The sequence below is a fragment of the Rhodoferax bucti genome (assembly GCF_005876985.1).
GTDB classification, from domain to species: Bacteria; Pseudomonadota; Gammaproteobacteria; order Burkholderiales; family Burkholderiaceae_C; genus Allorhodoferax; species Allorhodoferax bucti.
The window spans coordinates 1,257,016-1,280,352 of sequence record NZ_VAHD01000001.1 but is presented as its reverse complement, the minus strand read 5'-3'; the positions used below and the strand labels follow the sequence as shown (position 1 = coordinate 1,280,352).

26 protein-coding genes are annotated in these 23,337 nt (G+C 64.8%); 21 read left to right on the top strand and 5 right to left on the bottom strand.

Annotation, left to right across the window (positions count from 1 at the left end):
* Positions 1 to 73: 73 nt before the first annotated feature.
* Positions 74 to 1,534: an aminotransferase-like domain-containing protein gene (locus FDM28_RS06150; protein WP_138514023.1), complete on the bottom strand. Its 1,461-nt coding sequence runs from the start codon at positions 1,532 to 1,534 to the stop codon at positions 74 to 76.
* A gap of 110 nt (positions 1,535 to 1,644) precedes the next feature.
* Here FDM28_RS06150 and FDM28_RS06145 point away from each other — a divergent pair, with 110 nt between their 5' ends.
* Genes FDM28_RS06145 through FDM28_RS06115 form a run of 7 tightly spaced genes read left to right on the top strand, consistent with a single transcriptional unit; the run spans position 1,645 to position 7,999 of the window.
* The gene (locus FDM28_RS06145; protein ID WP_138514021.1) at positions 1,645 to 2,583 is read left to right on the top strand and encodes a DMT family transporter; all 939 of its coding nucleotides are present in this window, start codon (positions 1,645 to 1,647) and stop codon (positions 2,581 to 2,583) included.
* Positions 2,580 to 3,212, top strand: coding sequence for a LysE family translocator (locus FDM28_RS06140; protein ID WP_138514019.1), 633 nt, complete (start codon positions 2,580 to 2,582; stop codon positions 3,210 to 3,212). Before FDM28_RS06145 ends, FDM28_RS06140 begins: the two co-directional genes overlap by 4 nt.
* 26 nt (positions 3,213 to 3,238) lie before the next feature.
* Entirely contained in the window at positions 3,239 to 4,462 is a 1,224-nt protein-coding gene (locus FDM28_RS06135) for an aminotransferase-like domain-containing protein (protein ID WP_138514017.1), read from the top strand.
* A gap of 2 nt (positions 4,463 to 4,464) precedes the next feature.
* The gene (locus FDM28_RS06130) at positions 4,465 to 5,172 is read left to right on the top strand and encodes a glutathione S-transferase family protein (RefSeq protein ID WP_138514015.1); all 708 of its coding nucleotides are present in this window, start codon (positions 4,465 to 4,467) and stop codon (positions 5,170 to 5,172) included.
* Positions 5,173 to 5,203: 31 nt separating this feature from the next.
* On the top strand, positions 5,204 to 6,076 hold the full coding sequence (locus FDM28_RS06125; protein ID WP_170211541.1) for a PhzF family phenazine biosynthesis protein: 873 nt from the start codon (positions 5,204 to 5,206) through the stop codon (positions 6,074 to 6,076).
* Between the two features lie 22 nt (positions 6,077 to 6,098).
* Entirely contained in the window at positions 6,099 to 7,037 is a 939-nt protein-coding gene (locus FDM28_RS06120; RefSeq protein WP_138514011.1) for a PhzF family phenazine biosynthesis protein, read from the top strand.
* On the top strand, positions 7,034 to 7,999 hold the full coding sequence (locus FDM28_RS06115; protein WP_138514009.1) for a threonine dehydratase: 966 nt from the start codon (positions 7,034 to 7,036) through the stop codon (positions 7,997 to 7,999). Before FDM28_RS06120 ends, FDM28_RS06115 begins: the two co-directional genes overlap by 4 nt.
* A 3-nt stretch (positions 8,000 to 8,002) precedes the next feature.
* Here the strand turns inward: FDM28_RS06115 and FDM28_RS17625 are convergent, their stop codons facing one another.
* Genes FDM28_RS17625 through FDM28_RS06105 form a run of 3 tightly spaced genes read right to left on the bottom strand, consistent with a single transcriptional unit; the run spans position 8,003 to position 8,674 of the window.
* A complete protein-coding gene (locus FDM28_RS17625) occupies positions 8,003 to 8,179 on the bottom strand; it encodes a hypothetical protein (RefSeq protein ID WP_170211617.1) in 177 nt (58 codons plus the stop codon).
* Positions 8,172 to 8,435, bottom strand: coding sequence for a Txe/YoeB family addiction module toxin (locus tag FDM28_RS06110; protein ID WP_138514006.1), 264 nt, complete (start codon positions 8,433 to 8,435; stop codon positions 8,172 to 8,174). Before FDM28_RS06110 ends, FDM28_RS17625 begins: the two co-directional genes overlap by 8 nt.
* Positions 8,432 to 8,674, bottom strand: a complete 243-nt coding sequence (locus tag FDM28_RS06105) for a type II toxin-antitoxin system Phd/YefM family antitoxin (RefSeq protein ID WP_138514004.1) — start codon at positions 8,672 to 8,674, stop codon at positions 8,432 to 8,434. The genes FDM28_RS06110 and FDM28_RS06105 overlap by 4 nt, the downstream gene beginning before the upstream one ends.
* Before the next feature lie 125 nt (positions 8,675 to 8,799).
* On the opposite strand from FDM28_RS06105, the gene FDM28_RS06100 reads away from it, so the two are divergent.
* The 14 genes from FDM28_RS06100 (at position 8,800) to FDM28_RS06035 (ending at position 22,468) form a co-directional block, all read left to right on the top strand.
* Complete coding sequence (locus FDM28_RS06100; RefSeq protein WP_170211616.1) at positions 8,800 to 11,145, top strand: methyl-accepting chemotaxis protein; 2,346 nt, start codon at positions 8,800 to 8,802, stop codon at positions 11,143 to 11,145.
* 74 nt (positions 11,146 to 11,219) lie between these two features.
* The gene (locus FDM28_RS06095) at positions 11,220 to 11,888 is read left to right on the top strand and encodes a histidine phosphatase family protein (protein WP_138514000.1); all 669 of its coding nucleotides are present in this window, start codon (positions 11,220 to 11,222) and stop codon (positions 11,886 to 11,888) included.
* A gap of 77 nt (positions 11,889 to 11,965) precedes the next feature.
* Entirely contained in the window at positions 11,966 to 13,300 is a 1,335-nt protein-coding gene (locus FDM28_RS06090; RefSeq protein ID WP_138513998.1) for an ammonium transporter, read from the top strand.
* Between the two features lie 21 nt (positions 13,301 to 13,321).
* Positions 13,322 to 13,687 carry a hypothetical protein gene (locus FDM28_RS06085; protein WP_138513996.1) on the top strand — a complete coding sequence of 122 codons (366 nt, stop codon included), beginning with the start codon at positions 13,322 to 13,324 and terminating at the stop codon, positions 13,685 to 13,687.
* A gap of 152 nt (positions 13,688 to 13,839) precedes the next feature.
* The gene (locus FDM28_RS06080; RefSeq protein ID WP_138513993.1) at positions 13,840 to 14,082 is read left to right on the top strand and encodes an AraC family ligand binding domain-containing protein; all 243 of its coding nucleotides are present in this window, start codon (positions 13,840 to 13,842) and stop codon (positions 14,080 to 14,082) included.
* 3 nt (positions 14,083 to 14,085) lie between these two features.
* A complete protein-coding gene (locus FDM28_RS06075) occupies positions 14,086 to 14,721 on the top strand; it encodes a helix-turn-helix domain-containing protein (protein ID WP_138513991.1) in 636 nt (211 codons plus the stop codon).
* Positions 14,722 to 14,819: 98 nt separating this feature from the next.
* On the top strand, positions 14,820 to 15,554 hold the full coding sequence (locus tag FDM28_RS06070; RefSeq protein ID WP_138513989.1) for an SDR family oxidoreductase: 735 nt from the start codon (positions 14,820 to 14,822) through the stop codon (positions 15,552 to 15,554).
* Between the two features lie 2 nt (positions 15,555 to 15,556).
* The gene (locus FDM28_RS06065; RefSeq protein ID WP_138513987.1) at positions 15,557 to 17,113 is read left to right on the top strand and encodes an FGGY-family carbohydrate kinase; all 1,557 of its coding nucleotides are present in this window, start codon (positions 15,557 to 15,559) and stop codon (positions 17,111 to 17,113) included.
* An 88-nt stretch (positions 17,114 to 17,201) separates the two neighbouring features.
* Positions 17,202 to 18,281, top strand: coding sequence for an ABC transporter substrate-binding protein (locus tag FDM28_RS06060; RefSeq protein WP_138513985.1), 1,080 nt, complete (start codon positions 17,202 to 17,204; stop codon positions 18,279 to 18,281).
* Positions 18,282 to 18,290: 9 nt separating this feature from the next.
* On the top strand, positions 18,291 to 19,112 hold the full coding sequence (locus tag FDM28_RS06055) for an ATP-binding cassette domain-containing protein (protein ID WP_138513983.1): 822 nt from the start codon (positions 18,291 to 18,293) through the stop codon (positions 19,110 to 19,112).
* Between the two features lie 9 nt (positions 19,113 to 19,121).
* Complete coding sequence (locus tag FDM28_RS06050) at positions 19,122 to 20,381, top strand: sugar ABC transporter permease (protein WP_138513981.1); 1,260 nt, start codon at positions 19,122 to 19,124, stop codon at positions 20,379 to 20,381.
* Between the two features lie 11 nt (positions 20,382 to 20,392).
* Positions 20,393 to 21,061, top strand: coding sequence for an HAD family hydrolase (locus tag FDM28_RS06045; RefSeq protein WP_138513979.1), 669 nt, complete (start codon positions 20,393 to 20,395; stop codon positions 21,059 to 21,061).
* A 40-nt stretch (positions 21,062 to 21,101) separates the two neighbouring features.
* Positions 21,102 to 21,536, top strand: a complete 435-nt coding sequence (locus tag FDM28_RS06040; protein ID WP_240791902.1) for a hypothetical protein — start codon at positions 21,102 to 21,104, stop codon at positions 21,534 to 21,536.
* On the top strand, positions 21,533 to 22,468 hold the full coding sequence (locus FDM28_RS06035; RefSeq protein ID WP_138513977.1) for a CapA family protein: 936 nt from the start codon (positions 21,533 to 21,535) through the stop codon (positions 22,466 to 22,468). The genes FDM28_RS06040 and FDM28_RS06035 overlap by 4 nt, the downstream gene beginning before the upstream one ends.
* Before the next feature lie 30 nt (positions 22,469 to 22,498).
* On the opposite strand, the gene FDM28_RS06030 is transcribed toward FDM28_RS06035, so the two are convergent.
* A complete protein-coding gene (locus FDM28_RS06030; protein ID WP_138513975.1) occupies positions 22,499 to 23,335 on the bottom strand; it encodes a creatininase family protein in 837 nt (278 codons plus the stop codon).
* Between the last annotated feature and the right edge of the window lie 2 nt (positions 23,336 to 23,337).

The window sequence follows — 23,337 nt, the reverse complement described above, 5'->3', positions numbered from 1 at the left end:
CCACAAAATAAAGTGCCAAATAAGCCGTTAGCGCTCGTGCGGCATGCGCAAGCAGCTATTCATTTCATAGCAATCAGCTCTTTCCCAGCTGCTCATCCCGCAGCCGGGCAAAAGTCTTCCAGAACTGCGCCTCCTGGGTGCAAGCGAAGTTGATGCGCATCAGGCTGCTCGGCGTACGCCGCGCGTGAAACAGGGCGCCCGGCGCCAGCAGGTAACCCTCGTCGAGCATGCGCTGGCTCAGGGCGTCGGTGTCCACCCCGGTTTCCACCCAGCCGAACAGGCCCACCGGGTCGGCTGCAAACGTGCAGCCGTGGGCCAGCGCCAGCTTCACGCTGCGGGCGCGGGCGCCGTCGAGCTGGGTGCGGATGCGCTCGGCGTGGCGGCGCAGCTGGCCCTGGTCGATACACCAGGCCATGGCTTTTTCCAGCAAGGCCGGCGTGGTCAGGGTAGAGAGCAGCTTGGTGTCCAGCAGGCGCTCGGCCAGGTCTTTGGGCGCCGCCAAGTAGCCGATGCGCCAGTTGGGCGCCAAAATTTTGGCAAACCCTGCCACGTAAATAGTGCGCTGCAAGCCATCCAGCGCGCACAGGCGGGTGGCGTGCTCGGGGGCGAAGTGGCTGTAGGTGTCGTCCTCCACGATATGGAAGTCGTGCTGGTGTGCCAGCTGCAGGATGCGGTAGGCGCTGCTGGGCGAGAGGCAAAAACCCGTGGGGTTGTGGTACACGCTCACACTCACAAACAGCTTCGGGCGGTGCACCTCGCAATACTTGGCCATGACCTCCAAATCCGGCCCATCGGCCCGGCGCGGCACGGGCAAGATGCGGGCCCCCAGCGCATCCAGCCGGGCGAACTCAATCGCCCAGCCGGGCTCCTCCACCATCACATAGTCGCCGGCACGCAGCAGGGTGCGGCTCACCACATCCAAGGCGTTGGTCGCCCCCACGGTGGTGATGATTTGCTCCGGCGCCGCGTGCACCGCCAGCCCCGCCAGCTTGGTGGACAAGGCGCGGCGCAGGCCCACATCACCCGCAGGCTCCCCGTATTGCAACGAAAACGCGTTCAGCGCCTCCACGCTGCAACTGCGCCGCACCGCCGTGGCCAGAAAGGTGCTTTGCAGCCACGTCTGCGGCAACACCCCCATGCCGGGCTGCGGCTTGTTGCTGATGCCCTTGAACATGCCTCGGATCAACGCGGTGGCATTCAGCGGCGCACGGGGTGCAGGCGCAGCCGGTGTGGCAGCCGCACCGGCGGTGGTGCTTCCCGCTACGGAATTCATAGCTGCTCGCGCACTGTGCACGGGCGCTGAAGGCACATCGCGCACATAAAACCCGCGGTTGCGGCGCGCCTCCACCAGCCCCTGCGCCAGCAACTGGTCGTACGCCGCCACCACCGTTGACGGGCTGACCCCCTGCTGCTGGGCACACAGGCGCACCGAGGGCAGGCGGGCCCCGGGGGCCAGCAGCCGGTCGCGGATGCGCTGGGCGAACACTGCACACAGCTGTTCGGCCAGGGATTGGGCGGCGGTTTTCATCAACATGGGCAGTCCTTTGTCACGGCGCTGTAACGGTCGAGTCAGCAATACAGTTTGCAGAGTGTTTGCCAAAACTGTACTGCAAGTGTGCTGTTTTTCAAAGTACAGTGAATCGCATGAATTCCAAAAACGAAACACGCGGCCTCTGGCTGGGCTTGCTCGGTGTGGCGATCTTTGCCGTCACCCTGCCCATGACCCGCCTGGCCACTGGCACCGTCGATGCGCCGCAGCTCAGCCCCTGGTTTGTGACGCTGTGCCGCGCCGCGCTGGCCGGCGGTTTGTCGATGGTGTTTCTGCTGGCCACCCGCTCGCGCTGGCCCACACCGGGCGAGTGGCGCCCGCTGGCCGTGGCCACGCTGGGCAATGCGCTGGGTTTTCCGGTGCTCATCGGCTATGCGCTGCGCACCATCAGCGCCAGCCATGCGGCGGTGATCATTGCACTGCTGCCGCTGGCCACCGCCGTGGTGGCGGCCCTGGTGATGCACCAGCGCGCACGGCTGGGCTTTTGGGTGAGCGCCTGTGCGGGCGCCGGGCTGGTGGTGGTGTTCTCGCTCTACCGTGCGCTGCAGCACGGCAGCGGCATGGCGCTGGAGTGGGGCGATGTGCTCATGCTCGGCGCCGTGGTGTCTGCGGCCCTGGGCTATGTGTATGGCGCCAAGGTCACGCCCTCGCTGGGTGCGGAGCAGGTGATTTGCTGGGTGTGCGTGCTGGCGCTGCCCGTCACCCTGCCGGGCGCCTGGCTCACCTGGCCGGAGCACGCGGTGCAAACCACCTCCTGGTGGGCGCTGGGCTACGTGGGTGTGTTTTCCATGTGGGCGGGCTTTTTCGCCTGGTACCGCGGGCTGGCACTGGGCGGCACACTCAAGGTGAGCCAGGTGCAGCTGCTGCAACCGTTTTTGAGCATTCTGGCGGCCATCCCCCTGCTGGGCGAGTCGCTGGACGGCGTGACCGTGGGCTTTGCCATGGCGGTGGTGGCCACCGTGTTCATTGGCAAGCGTTTTGCCGGCGCAGCGCCGGCCAGCACACCGGCCCCAGCACAGGTGAGAACCGCATGACCCCTGACACCCTGATCGCCGCCGGCCTGTTTGCCGTCGTCAGCTCGGTCACCCCGGGCCCCAACAACACCATGCTCATGGCCTCGGGCGTGAACTTCGGGTTTCGCCAGTCGCAGCGCCATCTCTGGGGCGTGAACCTGGGCTTTACCTTCATGCTGCTGTGCGTGGGCCTGGGGCTGCACTCGGTGCTGGACCGGTTTCCGCAGTTTTACGATCTGCTGCGCTACCTGGGCTCGGCCTACATGCTGTGGATTGCCTGGAAGCTCGCCAGCGCGAAGCCTGCGGCCCCTAGCGGATCGGCAAACGCAAACACAACAACCCCGGCCGCCAGCGGCACGGCCCGCCCCATGGGCTTTCTGGCAGCCGCCGCCTTTCAGTGGGTCAACCCCAAAGCCTGGGTGATGGCCGTGACCTGCATGAGCACCTACCTCGCCCCCACCGCCGGCATGGCACAGGTGGCGCTGTTGGCGGGCGTGTTCATGGTGCTGGGGGCACCCTGCTCGGCGTTTTGGGTGGCATTCGGGCAGGCCATGCGCGGCCTGCTGCAAGACCCGCTGCGCCTGCGCATCTTCAATATCAGCATGGCCTTGGCCCTGGTGGCCTCGCTCTACCCTATGCTCAAGGCTTGAACCCGCATTTTCACGAGAAGACAACCATGACCCACGAAACCCACTGGACCCTGGCCGAACGTGCCGCCAAGATGAACCCCTCGGTGATCCGCGAGATCCTCAAAGTCACCGAGAAGCCCGGCATCATCAGCTTTGCCGGCGGCCTGCCGAGCAGCAAAACCTTCCCGGTGGCCGAGTTTGAAGAAGCCTGCGCCAAAGTGCTCAAGGATGACCCCGCAGGCGCCCTGCAATACGCCGCCTCGGAGGGCTACGGCCCGCTGCGCGAACTGGTGGCCGCCCAACTCAAGGCGCAAAGCGCCGCCGCCGGCGTCACCTGGAATGTGGACCCCAGCCAAATTCTCATCACCACCGGCTCGCAGCAGGGCCTGGACCTGGTCGCCAAAATCTTGATCGACGCGGGCAGCAAGGTGCTGGTCGAGTCGCCCACCTACCTGGGCGCCGTGATGGCCTTCACCCCCATGGAGCCGAATGTAGTGAGCGTGGCCAGCGACGCCGACGGCATCGACATGGCCGACCTGGCCGCCAAGTCTGCCGATGCCCGCTTTTTGTATGTGCTGCCCAACTTCCAGAACCCCACCGGCCGCAGCATGACCGAGGCGCGCCGCGCGGCACTCAGCGCCGAAGCGGCCCGCAGCGGCCTGCCCATCATGGAAGACAACCCCTATGGCGACCTGTGGTTTGACCAGGCGCCCCCAGCCCCGCTGACGGCACGCAACCCCGAGGGCGGCATTTACCTAGGCTCTTTCTCCAAGGTGCTGGCGCCCGGCCTGCGCATGGGCTTCATCGTGGCGCCCAAGGCGGTGTACCCCAAGCTGCTGCAAGCCAAGCAGGCAGCGGACTTGCACAGCCCCAGCTTCAACCAGCGCCTGATTTTTGAGGTGATGCAAAACGGCTTCCTGGACCGCCATGTGCCCACCATCCGCAGCCTCTACAAATCGCAGCGCGACGCCATGCTGCAAGCACTGGCACAGCACTTCCCGAACGCGGCCACCCAGCCCGAGCAGTCGCTCACCTGGAACACTCCGGCCGGCGGCATGTTCCTGTGGGCGCGCCTGCCTGAAGGCATGAACGCGGTGAACCTGCTACCCCACGCGGTAGACAAGGGCGTAGCCTTTGTGCCCGGCGCGCCTTTCTACGCCGGCGAGGCCGATGCGCGCTCCATGCGCCTGAGTTTTGTGACCCCCAGCGTGGAAGAAATCCACCGCGGCGTGGCCGCACTGGCCGAAGCCATCCAGGCACAACGGGGCTGACCATGGCACTGCACATCTGGGGCCGTCTGAGTTCGCTGAACGTTCGCAAGGTGGTGTGGGCCGCGCAGGAAACCGGCGTCGCCTTCACCCGCAGCGATGCGGGTCTGGCCTTCGGGGTGGTCAAAACCCCCGAGTACCTCGCCATGAACCCCAATGCGCTGGTGCCCACGCTGCAGGATGGCGACTTCACGCTCTGGGAGAGCAACGCCATCGTGCGCTACCTCTGTGCAAAGTATGGAGCCCCCACGCTCGGCACTAGCGTGTCCTCGCTGCCCCCCGAGGGGGCGTCGCCTGGCTTGGGGCGGCCCGGCGCGGCGGCGGGCAACGCACATCTCTACCCCCAGGACCTGGCGCAGCGTTTCGACGCCGAGCGCTGGATGGACTGGCAGCAAACCACCCTGAACCGCGAAAGCGGCGGCGCCTTTGTGCAGTGGTTTCGCACGCCTGCAGACAAGCGCGACCCGGCGGTGATTGCCCGCTCCACCGCCGCCACCGAGCCGGCCCTGGCCCAGCTCAACGCCCACCTGGCCGACCGCCCCTGGGTGTGCGGCGAGCATTTCAGCATGGCCGACATTCCTGTGGCCTGCGATGTGCACCGCTGGTTTGGCCTGCCCCAGCCGCGCCCGGACTGGCCGCACCTGGAGCGCTGGTTTGCCGCCATCCTGGCCCGGCCGGCCACACGTGGTGTTTTGGATCTTCCTCTTTCATAGGTTTCAACCGTTTCACACAGAAAGGTTTCTCGTGCCCCAGCAACGCCCCTACTCCCAAGTGGATGTGTTCACCGCCCAACCGTACCTGGGCAACCCGCTGGCCGTCGTGCTCGACGGCGCCGGGCTGAACGAGGCAGACATGCAAGGCTTTGCACGATGGACCAACCTGAGTGAAACCACCTTTTTGCTGCCCCCCAGCCCCGAAGCGGCGGCGCGAGGTGCCGACTACCGGGTGCGCATCTTCACCCCCGGCGGTGAACTGCCCTTTGCCGGCCACCCCACGCTGGGCAGCTGCCACGCCTGGCTGGAGGCCGGTGGCACGTCCCAAGCCCCTGACCGCATCGTGCAGGAGTGCGCCAAGGGCTTGGTGCAAATTTGCCGCGACGGCACCCGCCTGGCCTTTGCTGCGCCAGACTTCACCCGCAAAAACCCCAGCCCGGCCTTGCTGGCCCAGGTCGCCCATGCGCTGGGGCTGACCGCCAAGCAAGTCATCTCCGCCCAGCACCTGAGCAACGGCACCGACTGGCTGGGCGTGCTGGTGGACGACCGCCAGACCGTGCTGCAACTGCAGCCCGACCACCCCGCGCTCAAGCACTTGGGCGTCAAAGTGGGCGTAGCCGCCATGGACAGTGCGCCAGCAGCTCCTGATTCGATAGCAAACCACCTCGAAGTACGCGCCTTTGCCGCGCTCAACGGCATCAACGAAGACCCGGTCACCGGCAGCCTGAACGCCAGCCTCGCCCAGTGGCTGATTGCCGATGGCTACATGCCTGCGCAGTACACCGTGAGCCAGGGCACCTGTATCCAGCGCGAAGGCCGCATCCACATCCGGCAGGACGCGCGCGGCCAGGTCTGGGTGGGAGGCGACTCGGTGACCTGCCTGCGCGGCACCGCCCTGCTCTGACTCTTTTTCTCCGGGAGGCCCCATGCAAGAACGCCCCTACAGCCAGGTGGACGTGTTCACCGACCAGCCCTACCTCGGCAACCCGCTGGCCGTGGTGCTCGATGGCACCGGCCTGAGCACCGAGGCCATGCAGGCCTTTGCCCGCTGGACCAACCTCAGCGAGACCACCTTTTTGCTGCCCCCCAGCCCCCAAGCGGCGGCGCAGGGTGCGGACTACCGGGTGCGCATCTTCACCCCCGGCAGCGAGCTGCCGTTTGCCGGCCACCCCACCCTGGGCAGCTGCCACGCCTGGCTGCAGGCAGGCGGCCAGCCCCAAGCCCCGGACCGCATCGTGCAGGAATGCGCCAAGGGCCTCGTGCCCCTGCGGCGCGAGGGCGCACGCCTGGCCTTTGCCGCCCCCAGCCTGCAACGCAGCACACCGGACGACGCCTTGCTGGCCCGCGTGGCCGCCGCGCTGGGCCTGCAACCCGGGCAGATCGTGGCAGCCCAATGGCTCAACAACGGCCCCACCTGGCTGGGCTTGTTGCTCGACAGCATGGACACCGTGCTCAGCCTGCAGCCGGATGCCGCCCTGCTCCAGGGTTTGGTGCCTGGTGTGGGTGTAGCCGGCATGGACCAAGCCCCACCCGCTCCTGATTTGATAGTGCGCAGCAACCGCGAAGCCCGTGCTTTCGGCGGCCGCGAGCCCGCCACCGCGGAGACAGACGACGACACCCCCACGGTGGAAGTGCGCTTTTTCGCGCCCGACATCGGCGTGCTGGAGGACCCGGTCACTGGCAGCTTCAACGCCAGCCTCGCCCAGTGGCTGATTGCCGACGGCATCACGCCCGCCCGCTACGTGGCCGCCCAAGGCACCTGCATAGGCCGCGCAGGGCGGGTATTCATTACGCAAGACGCGGCCGGCCAGGTGTGGGTAGGCGGCCACTCGGTGACCTGCATTGACGGAAAGGTTTTTCTATGAACGCACTGCTCCCCACCCTGCACGACATCGAAGCCGCCGCCCAGGTGGTGTACCGCGAGTTCGGCCCCACGCCGCAGTACTGCTGGGGCCAGCTCAACGCCCTGTTGGGCACCACTTGCTGGGTCAAACACGAAAACCACGCACCGGTGGGCGCCTTCAAAATACGCGGCGGCCTGACCTACTTTGACCAGCTCGCCCGGCGCGGCACGCTGCCCACCGAGGTCATCAGCGCCACGCGGGGCAACCATGGCCAGAGCATCGGCTGGGCCGCCCGCGCCCACGGCGTGCCCTGCACCATCGTGGTCCCACACGGCAATTCGGTGGAAAAAAACGCGGCCATGCGGGCGCTGGGTGTCACGCTCATCGAGCACGGTACCGACTTTCAAGAGAGCCGCGAATTCGCCATGCAGTGGGCCCGGGAGCGCGGCGCCCACATGGTGCCCAGCTTTCACCCCGACTTGCTGCGCGGTGTGGCCACCTACTGGTGGGAGTTACTGAAAGCCGCGCCCGACATCGCTGTCATCTACGTGCCCATCGGCCAGGGCTCCGGCGCCTGCAGTGCTGTGGCCGCCAAGCGGGCACTTCAGCACAAGACACGCATCGTCGGCGTGGTGAGCGCCCACGCAACCACGTACGCCGACTCGCTGAAAGCCGGCAAGGTGGTGGAGGCGCCGGTCACCACCCAGCTCGCCGACGGTATGGCCTGCCGCGTGGCCGACCCCGAAGCGCTGCACATCCTGCTGGGTGAGATCGACCACATCGTGCAGGTGACCGACACCGAAGTCGCCCAAGCCATGCGCGACCTCTTCGCCTGCACCCATAACGTCGCGGAAGGCGCCGGCGCCGCAAGTTTTGCGGCGGCAATGCAGGAACGCACCAGCCTGCAAGGGCAGACGGTGGGGATCACGCTGTGCGGGGGGAATGTGGACTCGGCGGTGTTTGCAGAGGTGCTGCGAGGTTGACGCCTATTCAAGGCTAGCGCCGTCCAAGCGGGCAAAAACACCCTCCGCATCGCTGAATTCACCTCGTTCAATTTCGTCATTGCCGTGGCGCAACAACCGAAGCAGCAGTTGCGCCTCGTCATGTAGCGCAGCAGCTTTCGCCACAATGTCCAGAGATACATGCCGCTCTTGACTACTCATAGTGCGTCCACATCCGCAGTACCCGCACGATGCGTTCTTCGGGAAAAACCTCGTACACCAGCCGGTGCTGGATGTTGATGCGGCGTGAATACGCGCCGGCCAAATCGCCCACCAACTTTTCAAACGGGGGCGGCTTTTGAAAAGGGTCCGCAGCAAGTACCGCCAACAGCTCTTGGGCTTTGGGTTTGAGTCCTCCAGCCGCCAGCTTTTGCGCATCTCTGAGCGCCTGCTTGGCGAAGACCAGCTCCCAGCTCACCACGCCAAGGCTTTCGCGCTCTCCGCCAAGGGCTCGGCCATGCCCTCCTTGATGGACTCGCGCATGCCGGGCACGGCCAGCAAATACAGAGTTTCCTGGATCGCGCTCCAGTCTTCGGCGGACACCAACACCGCACTGTTGCGCTTGCCGGAAATCATGACGGGCTCGTGCGACTGCGCGGTTTCGTCCATCAAGCGGTACAAATTGGCGCGGGCTTCGCTGGCGGTGAGTGCGTGCATAGGTTGTCCTTTTTTCAAAATGGTACGGAATGACGTACGTTTCGTCAATTACTGAAACCCAATGCATCTCTTGGGATTGCCTCGGGTCAAATCAGTTAAATTCACGTAGTCAGGTATTCACTGCCGTGAATACCCACATCTATTGGGTCTTCCACATGAAAAAAATCAGTACGTTGGTGATCGAGTCGTCTATTTGGAAACCGGCCGCACGGCTGATGCACCAGTTGCGGTTCAGTTCAAAAATGGCGTTGATCTCCACCGCCTTCCTGCTCCCGCTTGGGTGGCTGATGTTTTCTTATGTGAGCTTGCAAATGGAGCAGCTCCGTTTTGTGGAGCGCGAACGCCAAGGCGTACGCTATGCGCAGGCCACCTACGCCGTATTGGACAAAGCCAGCAGCTGGCAGCACCAAGCCCTCAGCGCAGCCTTGGGCGACAGCGCGGACGTTGCAACTGCAAGACAGGCACTGCAGGACGCCCAGCAGAAGCTGGTAGCGGTGCACGCAGAGCTCGGGACGCTGCTGCAAAGTGATGGCGCCTTGGGCCAGGTCACGTCCGCATTGCAAGCAGCATCCGCCGGAACCACCAGCCCGGACACCCTGGCGCAGGTGCCGTTGTCCCTGTTTGCACTTTTGGCCACCATCACGGACAACTCCGGTTTGGCGCTGGATCCGGATCTCGCCTCGTACTACCTGATGAGCGCCGCCCTCATGCATGGCCCGGTGGTCATCGAAGGCACCATGTCCCTGCGTGGCTTGGGGTACGCAGCACTGAAAACCGGGCAAATGTCGCCGGAAACTGCCGCACGCATCAACGCTTTTGCGGCCACCACGCTGCACGAACTCCATGGCGGCAAGGACGCGCTCGCCAAAGTGAAACAAGCATCTGCCGTGGCCGCCGAGCGCATGCTCAGCAACGCACCCGCAGCCAGCGATACGTTTTTGCACCTGGTGCAAAGCCAGTTCCCTCCAGGCAGCCAGAACGTCTCCGGGGATCCGGCGGCCTGGAATCGCAGCGCCCAGGAGACCCTGCAGATCCAGTTCACCCAGGTAGGCAAAAACCTGGAGGTACTGGATCTTTTGCTGGCGCAGCGGCAAGCCGGTTTGACCCACACCATCTGGATTACCTTGGTGATTACCCTGGGGGGCTTGGGTGTAGCCCTGTTTTTGTTCATGGGGTTTCAAAAGTCCTTGCGCGGGGGGTTCAAGGCATTGCGTCGCCACCTCATCAGCCTCTCCATGGGAGATTTGCGCACCCCGATAGAGACCAAGGGGCGCGACGAGGTGGCCGGCTTGCTCAAAGAGCTGCGCAACGTCCAGCTCGCGCTGGCAGAAACCATCTCACAGGTGCACCATGCCAGCGACACCGTGGTGCAATCCAGCTTTGAGATTGCACAAGGCACTCAAGACTTGGCGACACGCACCGAGTCTGCGGCGGCAGCGCTGGAGCAATCATCTGCGGCCCTGGAGCAGACGACATCCACCGTACAAATGACCGCGGAGTCTGTCCAAAAAGCCTCGGAGATCGCCGCACGCAATGCAGACACCGCAGAACACGGCGGGCGCACCATGCACGAGGTAGCCCGCACCATGGAGCGCATCCAGGTGTCCTCCCAAAAGATCAGTGACATCATCGGCGTGATCGATGGCATCGCCTTCCAAACCAATATCCTGGCGCTGAATGCAGCCGTGGAAGCCGCGCGGGCCGGCGAGCAGGGGCGCGGCTTTGCGGTGGTAGCCACAGAGGTACGTGCCCTGGCGGGCCGCAGTGCTGGTGCCGCCAAGGAAATCAAAACGCTGATCCTGGGTAGCTCCGAAGAGATCGAGGCGGGCGCCACCGTAGTGCGCAATGCCGAAGAGACCATGAAAGACATCGTTTCCAGCACAGAGCATGTGCGCAAGCTGCTGGATGATGTGGCCAACGGTGCCCGGGAACAGAGTCTGGGCATTGCCCAGGTGGGGCAGGCCGTGCAAGAGCTGGACCGGAATACCCAAAGCAATGCAGCGCTGGTGGAACAAACCGCCGCCGTTGCAAGCTCGCAGCGCACCGTGGCCGTGCGGATGGCTGCGCAGGTGGATGAGTTCCGCCTGCCCGGGCACCGGCCGGCGGCTGCGGTCGAAGGTATCGATGTAGACACCATCATCGACGCGCACCGGCAGTGGAAGGTCAAACTCCGCGACGCCATCGAGAGCGGCGCCCCGGTGGATGTAGGCACCCTGTCACGCGATGACTGCTGCGCACTGGGCAAGTGGATTTACGGTGACGGACAGCGCTTGGGCAACCGCGCTTCCTTCACGGAACTGATTCAGCGCCATGCCCATTTCCACCGGATAGCCGGACAGGTGGGCACCCTGATCAATGAAAAACGCTTGGCCGATGCAGAAGACGCACTCGCGCCCGGAACCCCGTTCTCCAGCGCTACGGCGGCGGTGGTGCAGGTGCTGTCTGGCGTGAAGCGTTTGGGATTTCACTGAAATTGCTATTAAAAGCATAGCTACTGTCGCGCATTTCACATGGGCTCAGTGCCGTTTCAGCTTAAATTCTGTGCATGGGAAATCTCTACCTCGTCCGCCACGGGCAAGCCTCTTTTGGGGCGGCCGATTACGACCAGCTGAGCGAGCTCGGCCACCGGCAGAGCGTGCGGCTGGGGGAATATTGGGCGGGCAAGGGGCTGCAGTTTGAGGCGGTGATCACTGGCACGCTCAAGCGCCATGCCCAAACCTGGGCAGGCATCGCCCAAGGCGCGGGCCTGACCCACCAGGCACTCGAATGGCCGGGCCTGAACGAGTACGACAGCGAGGCGGTGATCAAAGCCATCCACCCCGGGCCGCTGGCCAAGCCTGACACGCCCGAGATGTACCGCCATCACTTCCGCCTGCTGCGCGACGGGCTTACGCAGTGGATGAACGGGGTACTCAGCCCGCAAGGCATGCCGAGCTACGACGACTTTGTGCACGGCGTCACCAGTGCGCTGGACCATGTGCGCAAGTCGCATACCGGCAATGTGCTCATCGTGAGCAGCGGCGGGCCCATCTCGACCGCCGTGGGCCATGTGCTGGGCACCACGCCGGAGACCACCATCGAGCTGAACCTGCGCATCCGCAACAGCTCAGTGACCGAGCTGGCCTACACCCCCAAGCGGCACATGCTGGTGACCTACAACACCCTGCCGCATCTGGACGACGCGGCCTACGCCGACTGGGTGACCTACTCCTGAGCGACCTGGGCGCAGCCCCGCGCTGACTGGCACGGCTCGTGCTTTGAAGCCTCTGTTGGACCGCACAGAGGAAAACAATGCACCGATTCGGAACGAAGTGGTTGGCCCCTTGCTTGGGCTTGTGTATCTGGGTTTGCGCTCTGGCGTCCTACGCGCAAACAACGCCTTTGTCCAAACCCGGGCTGGTAGCGCAAAGCACGCTGAACGCGGCCGATACCGCCTGGATGATGACCAGCACCGCACTGGTCTTGCTGATGACGCTGCCCGGTATTGCCTTGTTTTACGGCGGCATGGTGCGCAAAAAGAGCGTGATCAACACCATGGCCAGCGTGGTGGCGATTGCCGGCCTGCTCAGCTTGCTGTGGTTTGCGGTGGGGTACTCGCTGGCCTTCACACCTGGCAGCCCTTGGCTGGGCGGCACCGAGCGCATGTGGTTCAGCGGCCTGAACTACATGAAAGAAGCCGGCATGGTGGCGGTGAGCCACGTGGCGCCGAATGTGCCTGAGTCGGTGTACGCCATGTTTCAGCTGACCTTCTTCATCATCACCGGGGCGTTGATTGTGGGCGCGCTGGTGGAGCGCATGCGCTTCTCGGCCATGCTGTGGTTCATCGGCATGTGGTCGGTGCTGGTGTATGCCCCGATTGCCCACTGGGTGTGGGAGCCCGGCGGCTGGCTGGTGCAAATGGGCGTACTGGACTTTGCGGGTGGCGCGGTGGTGCACATCAATGCCGGCATTTCCGGGCTGGTATGCGCCTACATGCTGGGCGCCCGCCGGGGCTATGGCAAAGAGCCGTTTGAACCCTTCAACCTCGGCCTCACCATGGCCGGCGCAGGTTTGCTGTGGGTGGGCTGGTTCGGCTTCAACGCCGGCTCGGCAGTGGCCTCGGATGGCCGCGCAGGGCTGGCCATGGCAGTGACGCACATTGCCGCAGCCGCAGGGGCCATGAGCTGGATGCTGGGCGAGTGGGTGATGCGCGGGCGGCCCTCGTTGCTGGGCTTGTGTTCCGGCCTGGTCGCCGGTTTGGTGGCGATCACGCCCGCCGCCGGTTTTGTGACGCCGCGTGCCGCGCTGGTCTTCGGCCTGGTCGCCGGCCTGGCCTGTTACTGGGGTGCCACCGGCCTCAAGCGCATGCTCAATGCCGACGATTCGCTGGACGTATTCGGCGTGCACGGCATCGGGGGCATTGTGGGCTCGCTGATGACGGGCTACTTCGCCAGCAAAACAATTTCCGGGGTGAATGGCAGCGTGGCCACACAAGCCTTGGGCGCGGTGGTGGTCATTGTGTACAGCGGTGTCATGAGCGCTGTCTTGCTCTGGGTCACCAAACTGATCGTGGGCCTGCGGGTGGACGATAACGCGGAGCTGGTGGGCCTGGATGTATCGCAACACCGGGAGCACATTGCCGGCTAGCTTGAGGCCAAGGAGGACCCCATGTTGAACAGCGAAAAACTGGCCATTGCCGCCCACCTGCACGTGCTGCTGCGCCGCAAAACCGGCCGCGTGACCGACACGGAGTGGATGGCGGCCAACACCGAGTACGCAGCCGAAATCATCCGCTTTGCCCGGGCCGCCGCGCAAGACGATGGCCATGCCGACCTCGGCGAATGGGCGGCCAAGCTGGAGCTGGCCATGGTGCCTCACACCCCCCCGCGCACCAGCCACCGCGACCGGCTGCTGGGCGTGCTGGGCGGCAACTCCCGCCCGGCCCCTTTTTCGGGGGCGGCACCCGGCGCATCGGACTCGCTGATCGGCGCCACGGAGAGCGACGCACACCGCTACATACGCGGCATCCGCTAAGCCGGAGTGCCCTACTGATACAAACTCAGTGTTTACCCTATAAGCAAAAAAAGTATCAATAAATAGCCCGCTGCGCAGTAGTGCGCACATGGCTCCGTTCGTAAGCTTGCGCCATTGATTCGCCAAGAGCCACAACGATACGGAGACAAGCCATGGCACCTTACCTCGAGCTGGTGGGTATTCAGGAACAGGAGTCCTTCAAGGTCTGGACGCACGGGTACCCGTACGAGACCGTGCGTTGGCATTTCCACCCCGAGTACGAGCTCAACCTGGTGACGCACACCTCCGGCCGTTTTTATGTGGGCGACCAGACCGGCACCTTTGCTCCCGGCCAGCTCTACATGGTGGGCCCCAACGTGCCGCACAACTGGATCAGCGAAGTGCCTGACCACTAGCCCGTGCCCGAGCGCTGCGTGGTGCTGCAGTTTTCCCACAAAAGCATGCTGGGCGGCATGGAGGCCTTTCCCGAGCTGGGCCAGATTGAGCGCCTGCTGGCCGACGCCCAACGCGGCATCCTGTTCTCCGCCGCTACCTCTGCCAAGGCCGAGCCCTTGATGCGCGACCTGCTGCACGTCAAAGGCTTTCAGCGCGTGCACAAGTTTTTGAGCCTGCTGGAAATTTTGACCACTGCCTCGGACAGCACGCTGCTGGCCAGCCCCAGCTTCCGGCCCGACACGCAGGACTACCAGTCCTCCACCATCAACCAGGTGCTGTCGTATCTGGCGGACCACCTGGACGAGCAGCTCAGCGAATCCGACATGGCCCGCTACGCCGGCATGGAGCCCAGCGCGTTCTCGCGTTTTTTCCGCCGGCATACCGATGTGCCCTTCATCCAGTACCTCAACCGTCTGCGCATCAACAAGGCCTGCGAAATGCTGATCTCCAGCGACACGCCGGTCACCGACATTTGCTACGCCTGCGGGTTCAACAATGTGTCCAACTTCAACCGGCAGTTTTTGACCCAGAAGAACATGCCGCCCTCGCGCTTCCGGCGCTACTACCGCCTGAACGAGGACTGCGAGGCCGCAGCCTAAGCCCCCCACCCACCGCCCGCCCCTGATTTTTTGGAAGGCTTGCCGCCTTCCCGGGGGAAGGCTTTGCCCGAATTTTGTTTAACCACTTGTAGAACGACATGAACACCTCGCTCCCCCTCACCGGAAAAGTCGCCGCTGTCACCGGCGCAGCATCGGGCATTGGCCTGGAATGTGCCAAGTCCATGCTGGCAGCCGGCGCCACCGTGTTTTTGGTAGACCGCGCCACAGACCGCCTGGCCACCCTGTGCGCCGAGTTGGGTGAGCGCGCCATCCCGCTGACCATTGACCTGCTCGACGGTGCCAGCGTCGCCACCATGGTGCCCAGCATCCTGGCGCGCGCCGGGCAGCTCGACATCTTCCACGCCAACGCCGGTGCCTACATCGGCGGTGAAGTGGCCACCGGCGACCCCGACGCCTGGGACCGCATGCTCAACCTCAATATCAACGCCTGCTTCCGCTCCATCCAGGCGGTGCTGCCGCACATGAAAGAGCGCAAGACGGGCGACATCATCGTCACCAGCTCCATCGCCGGCATGGTGCCTGTGGTGTGGGAGCCGATCTACACCGCCTCCAAATTCGCCGTGCAGGCTTTTGTGCACACCGTGCGCCGCCAGATTGCGCCCCACGGCCTGCGCATCGGCGCCGTGGCCCCCGGCCCGGTGGTCACCGCCCTGCTGGACGACTGGCCTAAAGCCAAGATGGACGAAGCCCTGGCCAACGGCAGCCTGATGCAGCCCAAGGAAGTGGCCGACTCGGTGATGTTCATGCTGACCCGCCCGCGCAATGTGGTCATTCGCGACCTGGTAATCCTGCCCCTGAGCGTGGACCTGTGAGCATGAGCACCGCAGCCTACGTCATCGGGGTCGATATCGGCACCCAAAGCACCAAGGCGGTGCTGGTGAGCACCACCGGCGCCATCGTGGCCCAGCACTCCCACGCCTACCAGGTGGAAACGCCCAAGCCGCTCTGGGCCCAGCAGTGGCCCGATGTGTGGCTGGATGCGGTGGAAATATGCATCAAAGGCGTGCTAGCGCCCGCCGGTATTGCGCGGAGTGCTATCAAATCGATATGTGTGAGCAGCTTGTACGGTGGCAGTGGCATTCCGGTGGATACCGCTGGCAAGGCCTTGTACCCCTGCCTGATCTGGATGGACCGCCGCGCTACCGCAGAGGTGGAGTGGGTGCAGCGCACCGTGGACCTGGAGCGCCTGTATGACATCACCGGCAACAGCGTGGACAGCTACTACGGCTACACCAAGATGCTGTGGCTGCGTGAGCATGAGCCCGCGGTGTGGGCCGCCACCAACAAGTTCCTGCCGCCCAACAGCTACGTGAACGCCCGCCTGACCGGCGAAGTGGCGGTGGACCACAGCTCGGCCGGCAACATCGGCGGGGTGTATGACGTGAAGGCCCGCACCTGGTCTGACGAGGCCTTGGCCATGCTGGGCATTCCCCGCCGCATGATGCCGGACCGCTTGGTGGAGTCCAGCGGCGTGGTCGGCCCCTTGCTGCCCGCGTGGGCCGAGCGCCTGGGCCTGGAGGCCGGCACCCCTGTGGTGGCTGGTGGCGTGGATGCAGCCGTGGCCACTCTGGCCGCCGGTGCCGCCCAGCCCGGCAACCATGTCGCCATGATCGGCACCAGCATGTGCTGGGGCACCATCCGCCCCGGGGTGGATGCCCGCCACGGCCTCATCAGCATGCCGCATGTGTTCAACGGCGCGCAGGATTTGTATGTGTTCGGCGGTGCCATTGCCGCCGGTGCCTCGGTCACCTGGTTCCGCGAGACCTTTTGCCAGGCCGAAATTGCTGCCGCCAAAGTCCAAGGCGTGGACCCGCACAGCCTGCTGGAGCACGACGCAGCCCCGCTCCCCCCCGGCAGCGACGGCCTGCTGTTTTTGCCCTACCTGATGGGCGAGCGCAGCCCCGTGTGGGATGCCAAGGCCAGCGGCGCCTTTGTGGGCTTGGGCTTGCACCACGGCCGCGCCAACCTCTACCGCGCGGTGCTCGAAGGTGTGACTTACGCGCTGCGCCACAACATCGAAGCCGGCATCCGGGGCGTGGGTGCGCTGGACGAGCGCCTGGTGGTAGTAGGCGGTGCCGCCCATTCCGACCTGTGGATGCAGATCATTGCCGACGTCACCGGCCGCCCCGTCTACACCCTGCAAGAAGAGGTGGAAGCCTCGCTGGGCGCCGCCCTGCTGGCCGCCTATGGCGCAGGGCTGATCACCGCCGATGCGGTGCGCCAAGGCTGGGTCACCCCGGTATTGCGCACCACCCCTAACCCCCAGGCACAGGCCGCTTACGACGCACTGTTTGCGCAGTACGTGGCCCTGTACCCGGCCCTGAAACCCGCCATGCACGCTTTGCGTGGCGCACCCACCACGTTAACCTGAGGAGACCCCGCACCGACCCTGACCGCTTTTGCCTTGCCTGTGTTTATTGCATTGATACGACTAACAACTCACGATATTGGAGACAACCATGAAAGTTCATTCCTGGAAATTGGCACGCGCTGCCGCATTGACATCCCTGGTACTGGGCGCCGCTTCGGTGTACGCCCAAACCATCACCCCCGCCAAAGTGGCGTTCCTGATGCCCGACCAATCGTCCACCCGCTATGAGCAGCACGACCGCCCCGGCTTCGTGGCCGAGATGAAGAAGCTCTGCGCCGCTTGCGAAGTGATTTACCAAAACGCCGATGGCGACGCTTCCCGCCAGCAACAGCAGTTCAACTCCGCCATTGCCCAAGGTGCCAAGGCCATCGTGCTGGACCCAGTGGACTCCACCGCCGCCGCCTCGCTGGTGAAAGCCGCCCAGGCCAAAGGCATCAAGGTGATTGCGTATGACCGCCCCATTCCTGCGGCCAAGGCAGACTTTTACGTGTCGTTCAACAACGAAGGCATCGGCAAAGCGATTGCCGACTCGCTGGTGGCCCACCTGAAGGCCAAGGGCGTGTCGCCCAAGGACGTCGGCCTGCTGCAGATCAACGGCTCGCCCACCGACGCGGCTGCCGGCCTGATCAAGAAGGGCATCCACTCCAGCCTGGACAACAGCGGCTACAAAATCCTGGCCGAGTACGACACCCCTGATTGGGTGCCCGCCAAGGCGCAGCAATGGGCTGCCGGCCAGATTTCCCGCTTCGGCAAAAAGATCGTGGGCGTGGTCGCTGCCAACGACGGCACCGGCGGTGGCGCCATCGCTGCGTTCAAGGCCGCTGGCGTGAACCCCGTGCCTCCGGTGTCGGGCAACGATGCCACCATTGCCGCACTGCAACTCATCATTGCCGGCGACCAGTACAACACCATCTCCAAGCCCAGCGAAATCGTGGCGGCGGCGGCTGCCCAAGTGGCCGTGAAGCTGCTGGCCGGCGAAACGCCCAAGGCCGAAATGATGTTGTATGACACCCCCTCGCAACTGTTCACCCCAGCGGTGGTCACTGCCGAGAACCTGAAGGCCGAAATCATCGACAAGATGGTCAGCGGCAAGCCGATCCAGACCGCCGCCGAACTCTGCGTAGACCGCTACGCCGAAGGCTGCAAGAAGCTGGGCATCACCAAGTAAGTACGCACCATGACAAACCAACCAAAGCCAACAACCGCTCCCGCACAGTCCAAGCGCGAGCCGGTTCTGAGTCTGCGAGGCGTGTCCAAGCGCTTCGGCGCGGTGGCCGCGCTCACCGACATCGATCTGGACGTTCATGCAGGAGAGGTCGTTGCCTTGGTTGGCGATAACGGGGCCGGCAAGTCCACACTGGTCAAAATTTTGTCCGGTGTGCACCAGCCAACCTCGGGCACCATGTCCTTCTGCGGCCAGGAGGTCGTACTGGACGACCCCGGCGCCTCGCTGGAACTGGGTATTGCCACCGTGTTCCAGGACCTCGCCTTGTGCGAGAACCTGGACGTGGTGGCCAACATCTTCCTCGGCCGCGAAATGAGCCCCCTGGCGCTCAACGAGGTAGACATGGAAGTGAAGTCCTGGCAACTGCTCAACGAGTTGTCGGCCCGCATTCCGAGTGTGCGCATTCCGGTGGCATCGCTCTCCGGCGGCCAGCGCCAAACGGTGGCGATTGCCCGCTCCCTGCTATCTGCCCCCAAACTCATTTTGCTGGACGAGCCCACCGCCGCCCTGGGCGTGGCCCAGACCGCCGAAGTGCTGGACCTGATTGAACGGGTGCGCGCCAAAGGCCTGGGTGTGGTCATGATCAGCCACAACATGGAAGACGTGCGCGCCGTAGCCGACCGCATTGTGGTGCTGCGCCTGGGCAAGAACAACGGCGTCTTCCTGCCCGATGCCTCCAACCAGGAGCTGGTCAGTGCCATTACCGGGGCCTCGGACAACTCCGTATCCCGCCGCTCCAACCGCCGCCAAACCGCCTCCACCCCGACCGCGTGAGAACCCTCTATGACAAGCGCTAACACTCCTCCCGCCGCGGCCGCCCCTTTGCTGGACCGCAGCGACGAACGCTACCAGGTAGAAACCGGCGTTGCCGGTGCCATTCGCACCTTTATCGACCAGGTCCGCTCGGGTGACCTGGGCTCGCTGCCCGTCATCGTCGGGCTGGCCATCATCTGGACCATCTTCCAGAGCATCAACCCCATCTTTCTCTCCAGCACCAACCTCATCAACATGCTGTTTGATGCCTCGACCATCGGCGTCATTTCGCTGGGTATCGTCTGCATCCTCATGGTGGGCGAGATCGACCTCTCGGTCGGCTCGGTGAGCGGCTTTGCCTCTGCCATCGTGGGCGTGCTCTGGGTCAACCAGGGTTGGCCGGTAGGCCTGGCGATTGCGGCTGCCGTGGCCACCGGCGCCGTCATCGGCCTGTTGTATGCCCAGCTGTTCAACCGCTTCGGCATGCCCAGCTTTGTGTCCACCCTGGCGGGCTTGCTGGCCATTCTGGGCGCGCAGCTCTACATCCTGGGCAGCACCGGCTCCATCAACCTGCCCTACGGCTCGCCGCTGGTGGACCTGGGCCAAAGCCTGTTCATGCCGGCGTGGCTGGCGTACAGCCTGGTCGCACTAGCGGGCTTGGTAATGTTTGTGAGCGGCAAGCGCACCTCTGACCGCCGCCGTGCGGCCGGCTTGTCGGGTGAGAGCATGGGGCATCTGCTGTTCCGCACGCTGACCCCGACGGTGGTGCTGGAAGTGATTGCGCTGTACTTCTACCAAGACCGTGGCATTCCGTGGCTGTTCGGCATCTTCATCAGCCTGGTGGTGGGCCTGAACTACCTGCTCACCCGCACCCAGTGGGGCCGCATGATTCACGCTGTAGGCGGCAACCGCGAAGCCGCGCGCCGCGCCGGTATCAATGTGCGGGCGGTGTACTCCAGCGCCTTCGTGCTGTGCGCGGTGTTGGCCGCTTTCGGTGGTGTGCTGGCCTCGGCCCGCTTGGCGTCGGCCAGCCAGCAGGCCGGCACCGGGGATGTGAACCTGAACGCGATTGCAGCAGCCGTCATCGGCGGCACCAGCCTCTTCGGCGGGCGGGGCAGCGCCTACTCGGCCTTGCTGGGCATCATCGTGATCCAGTCCATCTCCAGCGGGCTCACGCTGTTGGATTTGTCGTCCTCCCTGCGGTACATGATCACCGGTGCCGTGCTGGCGGTGGCCGTGATCGTGGATTCGCTGGCCCGCCAGTCCCGCGTGTCCCACGGACGGGCATAAGGATCGATAAGGTGACGCTCCACCGCCCCATCCGCGCCATCGTGTTCGACATGGATGGGGTGCTGATCGACTCCGAAGTCATCTGGCAGCGCGTGCGTGCCGACTACGCCGCAGCGCTGGGCCACGTCTGGACGCATGAGGACCAGATGGCCATGCTGGGCTGCAGCACCTCGGTATGGTCAGAGCAGATGCGCCAGCGCTTGGGGCTGCTGCACCTCCAGGCGCAGGACGTGGCCGATCAGGTCAAGCAACGGGTACAAGCCGCGTTTGAGTCGGCCTTACCCACCCGCCCCGGTGCAGCCGAGGCGTTGGAGGCCTTGGCGCAGCACTACCCGCTTGCGCTGGCCTCGGGCTCACCCCGCAACCTGGTGGACTGCGCCATGCGGCTCACCGGCTTCGGGCGCTATTTCCAGAGCATCTGGACTGGCGATGACGTGCAACACGGCAAGCCTCATCCCGAGATTTACCTGCGTGCAGTGGCGACCTTGGGCGTTGCGCCCGGCGAGGCCCTGGGCATTGAAGACGCGCCCAACGGCCTCTTGGCCTTGCGCGCGGCCGGCATGCGCGCAGTGGCGGCGCCCTGCCCGGAGTTCCCGCTGGATGCCCCCACCCTGGCGCTGGCCGATGTGACTATCGACAGCCTGCGCTCCCTGACCCCTACGCTGGTGCAATCGCTGTAAGCGGCGCCGGCGAGCGAGCGCAGCCATGCACAATGCGCGCATGACTGCGGCACCTGACTCCCCCACTTTGCATCGTGTTGGCCGGCTCGCGCTGGGCCTGCTGGCCCCGGCCGTATGCGCCAGTGCACTCCATGCCAGCCCCTTGCTGCGCTGCGAGCTCACCTACGCCGGCAGCACCCAAACGCTGGACGCCACGCCGGTGGAAGACCCGTACCCCGTAGCCTCGGTGGAGGTGGGCGGGCGCTTCCGGTTCAAGGCCGTGGTGGTGGGGCGAGGTGCGCAGCCCGACTACATCAAAACCTACGCCTACCTGGATACGCGTACCCAGCCGGTGCTGGTGCAGCAGGTGACCTACCTGCCGCCCTTTCCGGCAAGCCCGCACGGGCAGCGGCTGAGCGGCAAGCAGTTTGTGTATGCAGGCCCGGTCGAGCGCGAGCTGCAGTACGAGTGTGTATTGCACGGGGTGCAGCCATGAGCCGCCGCCTCTCCAGCGCGCTGTTCGGCGTACTACTTGCCTGTGCTGGTTGGCTGGGTAGCGGACACGCTCTCGCGCAGCAGCCAACCACCGCGCCAGAAAAGGCGGGCGTGGTCACCCTGGTGTTTGCCGGCGATATCGTGCTGGACGACGTGGCCGGCGCCATGATCGCGCGGGGGGACGACCCCTTTGGCGGCTTCAGCCATTTTTTCAAGAATGCGGACATCCGCATCGGCAACCTCGAATGCGTGGTCGCCACCACCGGCTCGGCCGGTGACAAAAACTACACCTTCCGCGCCCACCCGCGCACCCTGCCAGTGCTCCGGCGCCACTTTGACGCGCTGGCCCTGGCCAACAACCACTCGGGCGACTACGGCCGCGAAGCCTTTGATGAAATGCTCTCCCTGCTGCCCGCAGCAGGCTTGCAGTACTTTGGGGGCGGCCGCAACCTCAAAGAGGCGCACACCCCGCTGATCCTGGAGCGCAAAGGTTTGCGCATTGCGCTGCTGGGCTACAACGAGTTCATGCCCCGAAGCTTCGAGGCCGACTTTGACGCCCCCGGCAGCGCCTGGAGCGAAGATGAGCAGGTGGTGGCCGACATACGCGCGGCCCGCACCGTACACCGGGCCGACCTGGTTATTCCGGTGATGCACTGGGGGTGGGAAAACGAACCTGCCGCCAACACCCGCCAGCGCCAACTGGCCCGCTTGATGGTGGAGGCCGGGGCGGACGCCGTCATCGGTGGTCACCCGCATGTGACGCAAGACACCGAGCAGTACCGCGGCAAACCCCTCATATACAGCGTGGGCAACTTCGTGATGAAGGAAACCGACAACGACAACCAGCGCCGCGCCTGGGTGCTGCGCCTGCGTATGGACCGGCAGGGAGTGCAGGCTTTTGACACCCGCGCCGTCTTGAAGCAACACAGCTAGCGGCACTACGCCGCTTGCGCTGAACGAGACTTAGCCGCGCGGGCGCACCGTGTCTGCGGGCAGGGCGTTGATTTCTGCCAGCAACTGCGCCAAAGCCCGGCCTGCGGCAGCCAGCACCGCCTGCCCTTTGTCCACCGTGGCGGCCGCCGCGTTGCCCACCGCTCCGGCGGGGTGGTAGTCCTGCATCTGCCAGCCCAGCTTGGCGCTTTTGCCGTTGCCCAGAATCGGGAAGGCTTTGGCGCGCTCTTCCGAGGTGGAGGCAAAGTTTTCTGCCCGGGCCATGTCCACCAGATCGGGGCGCAGGGCCCGCATCATGGAGGTTTCGATATCGCCGGCATGGATGCCGAAGCGGTGTTCGTGCGCACTGAAAAGCGCATGCACATCGCTGCCATCCGGGCCCGTGAGCGGCAGGCCGAACCAGTTCACGCTGTACACCAACATGCCCAGCCGCGCTCGCAGATCGCGCGCCACCACGTCCATCAAGCCCACCTGACCACCATGGCTGTTCAACAGCACCAGGCGCTTGACGCCGGCGGCAGCCACGCACTCACCGATCTCAGTCCACAGGCGGATCACCGTCTCGGCCTTGAGCGTCAAGGTGCCGGGGAAGGCCGCATGCTCGGGGCTGAAGCCCACAGCCTGGGTGGGCAAAAACAAGGCCGGCAGCTCGGGCGTCAGGTGCGGCAGCGCATGGGCAATCACGCCATCGACCAGCGCCGTGTCCACTTGCAACGGCAAGTGCGGGCCGTGTTGCTCGGTAGCGGCCACCGGGAGCACGGCAATCAGGCGGTCCAGAGACCCGGCGCTGCGCGCTGCTTCAAACTGCGGACTGGTCCAGTCCGCCCAAAACCGGGAGAGTGTGTGCATGG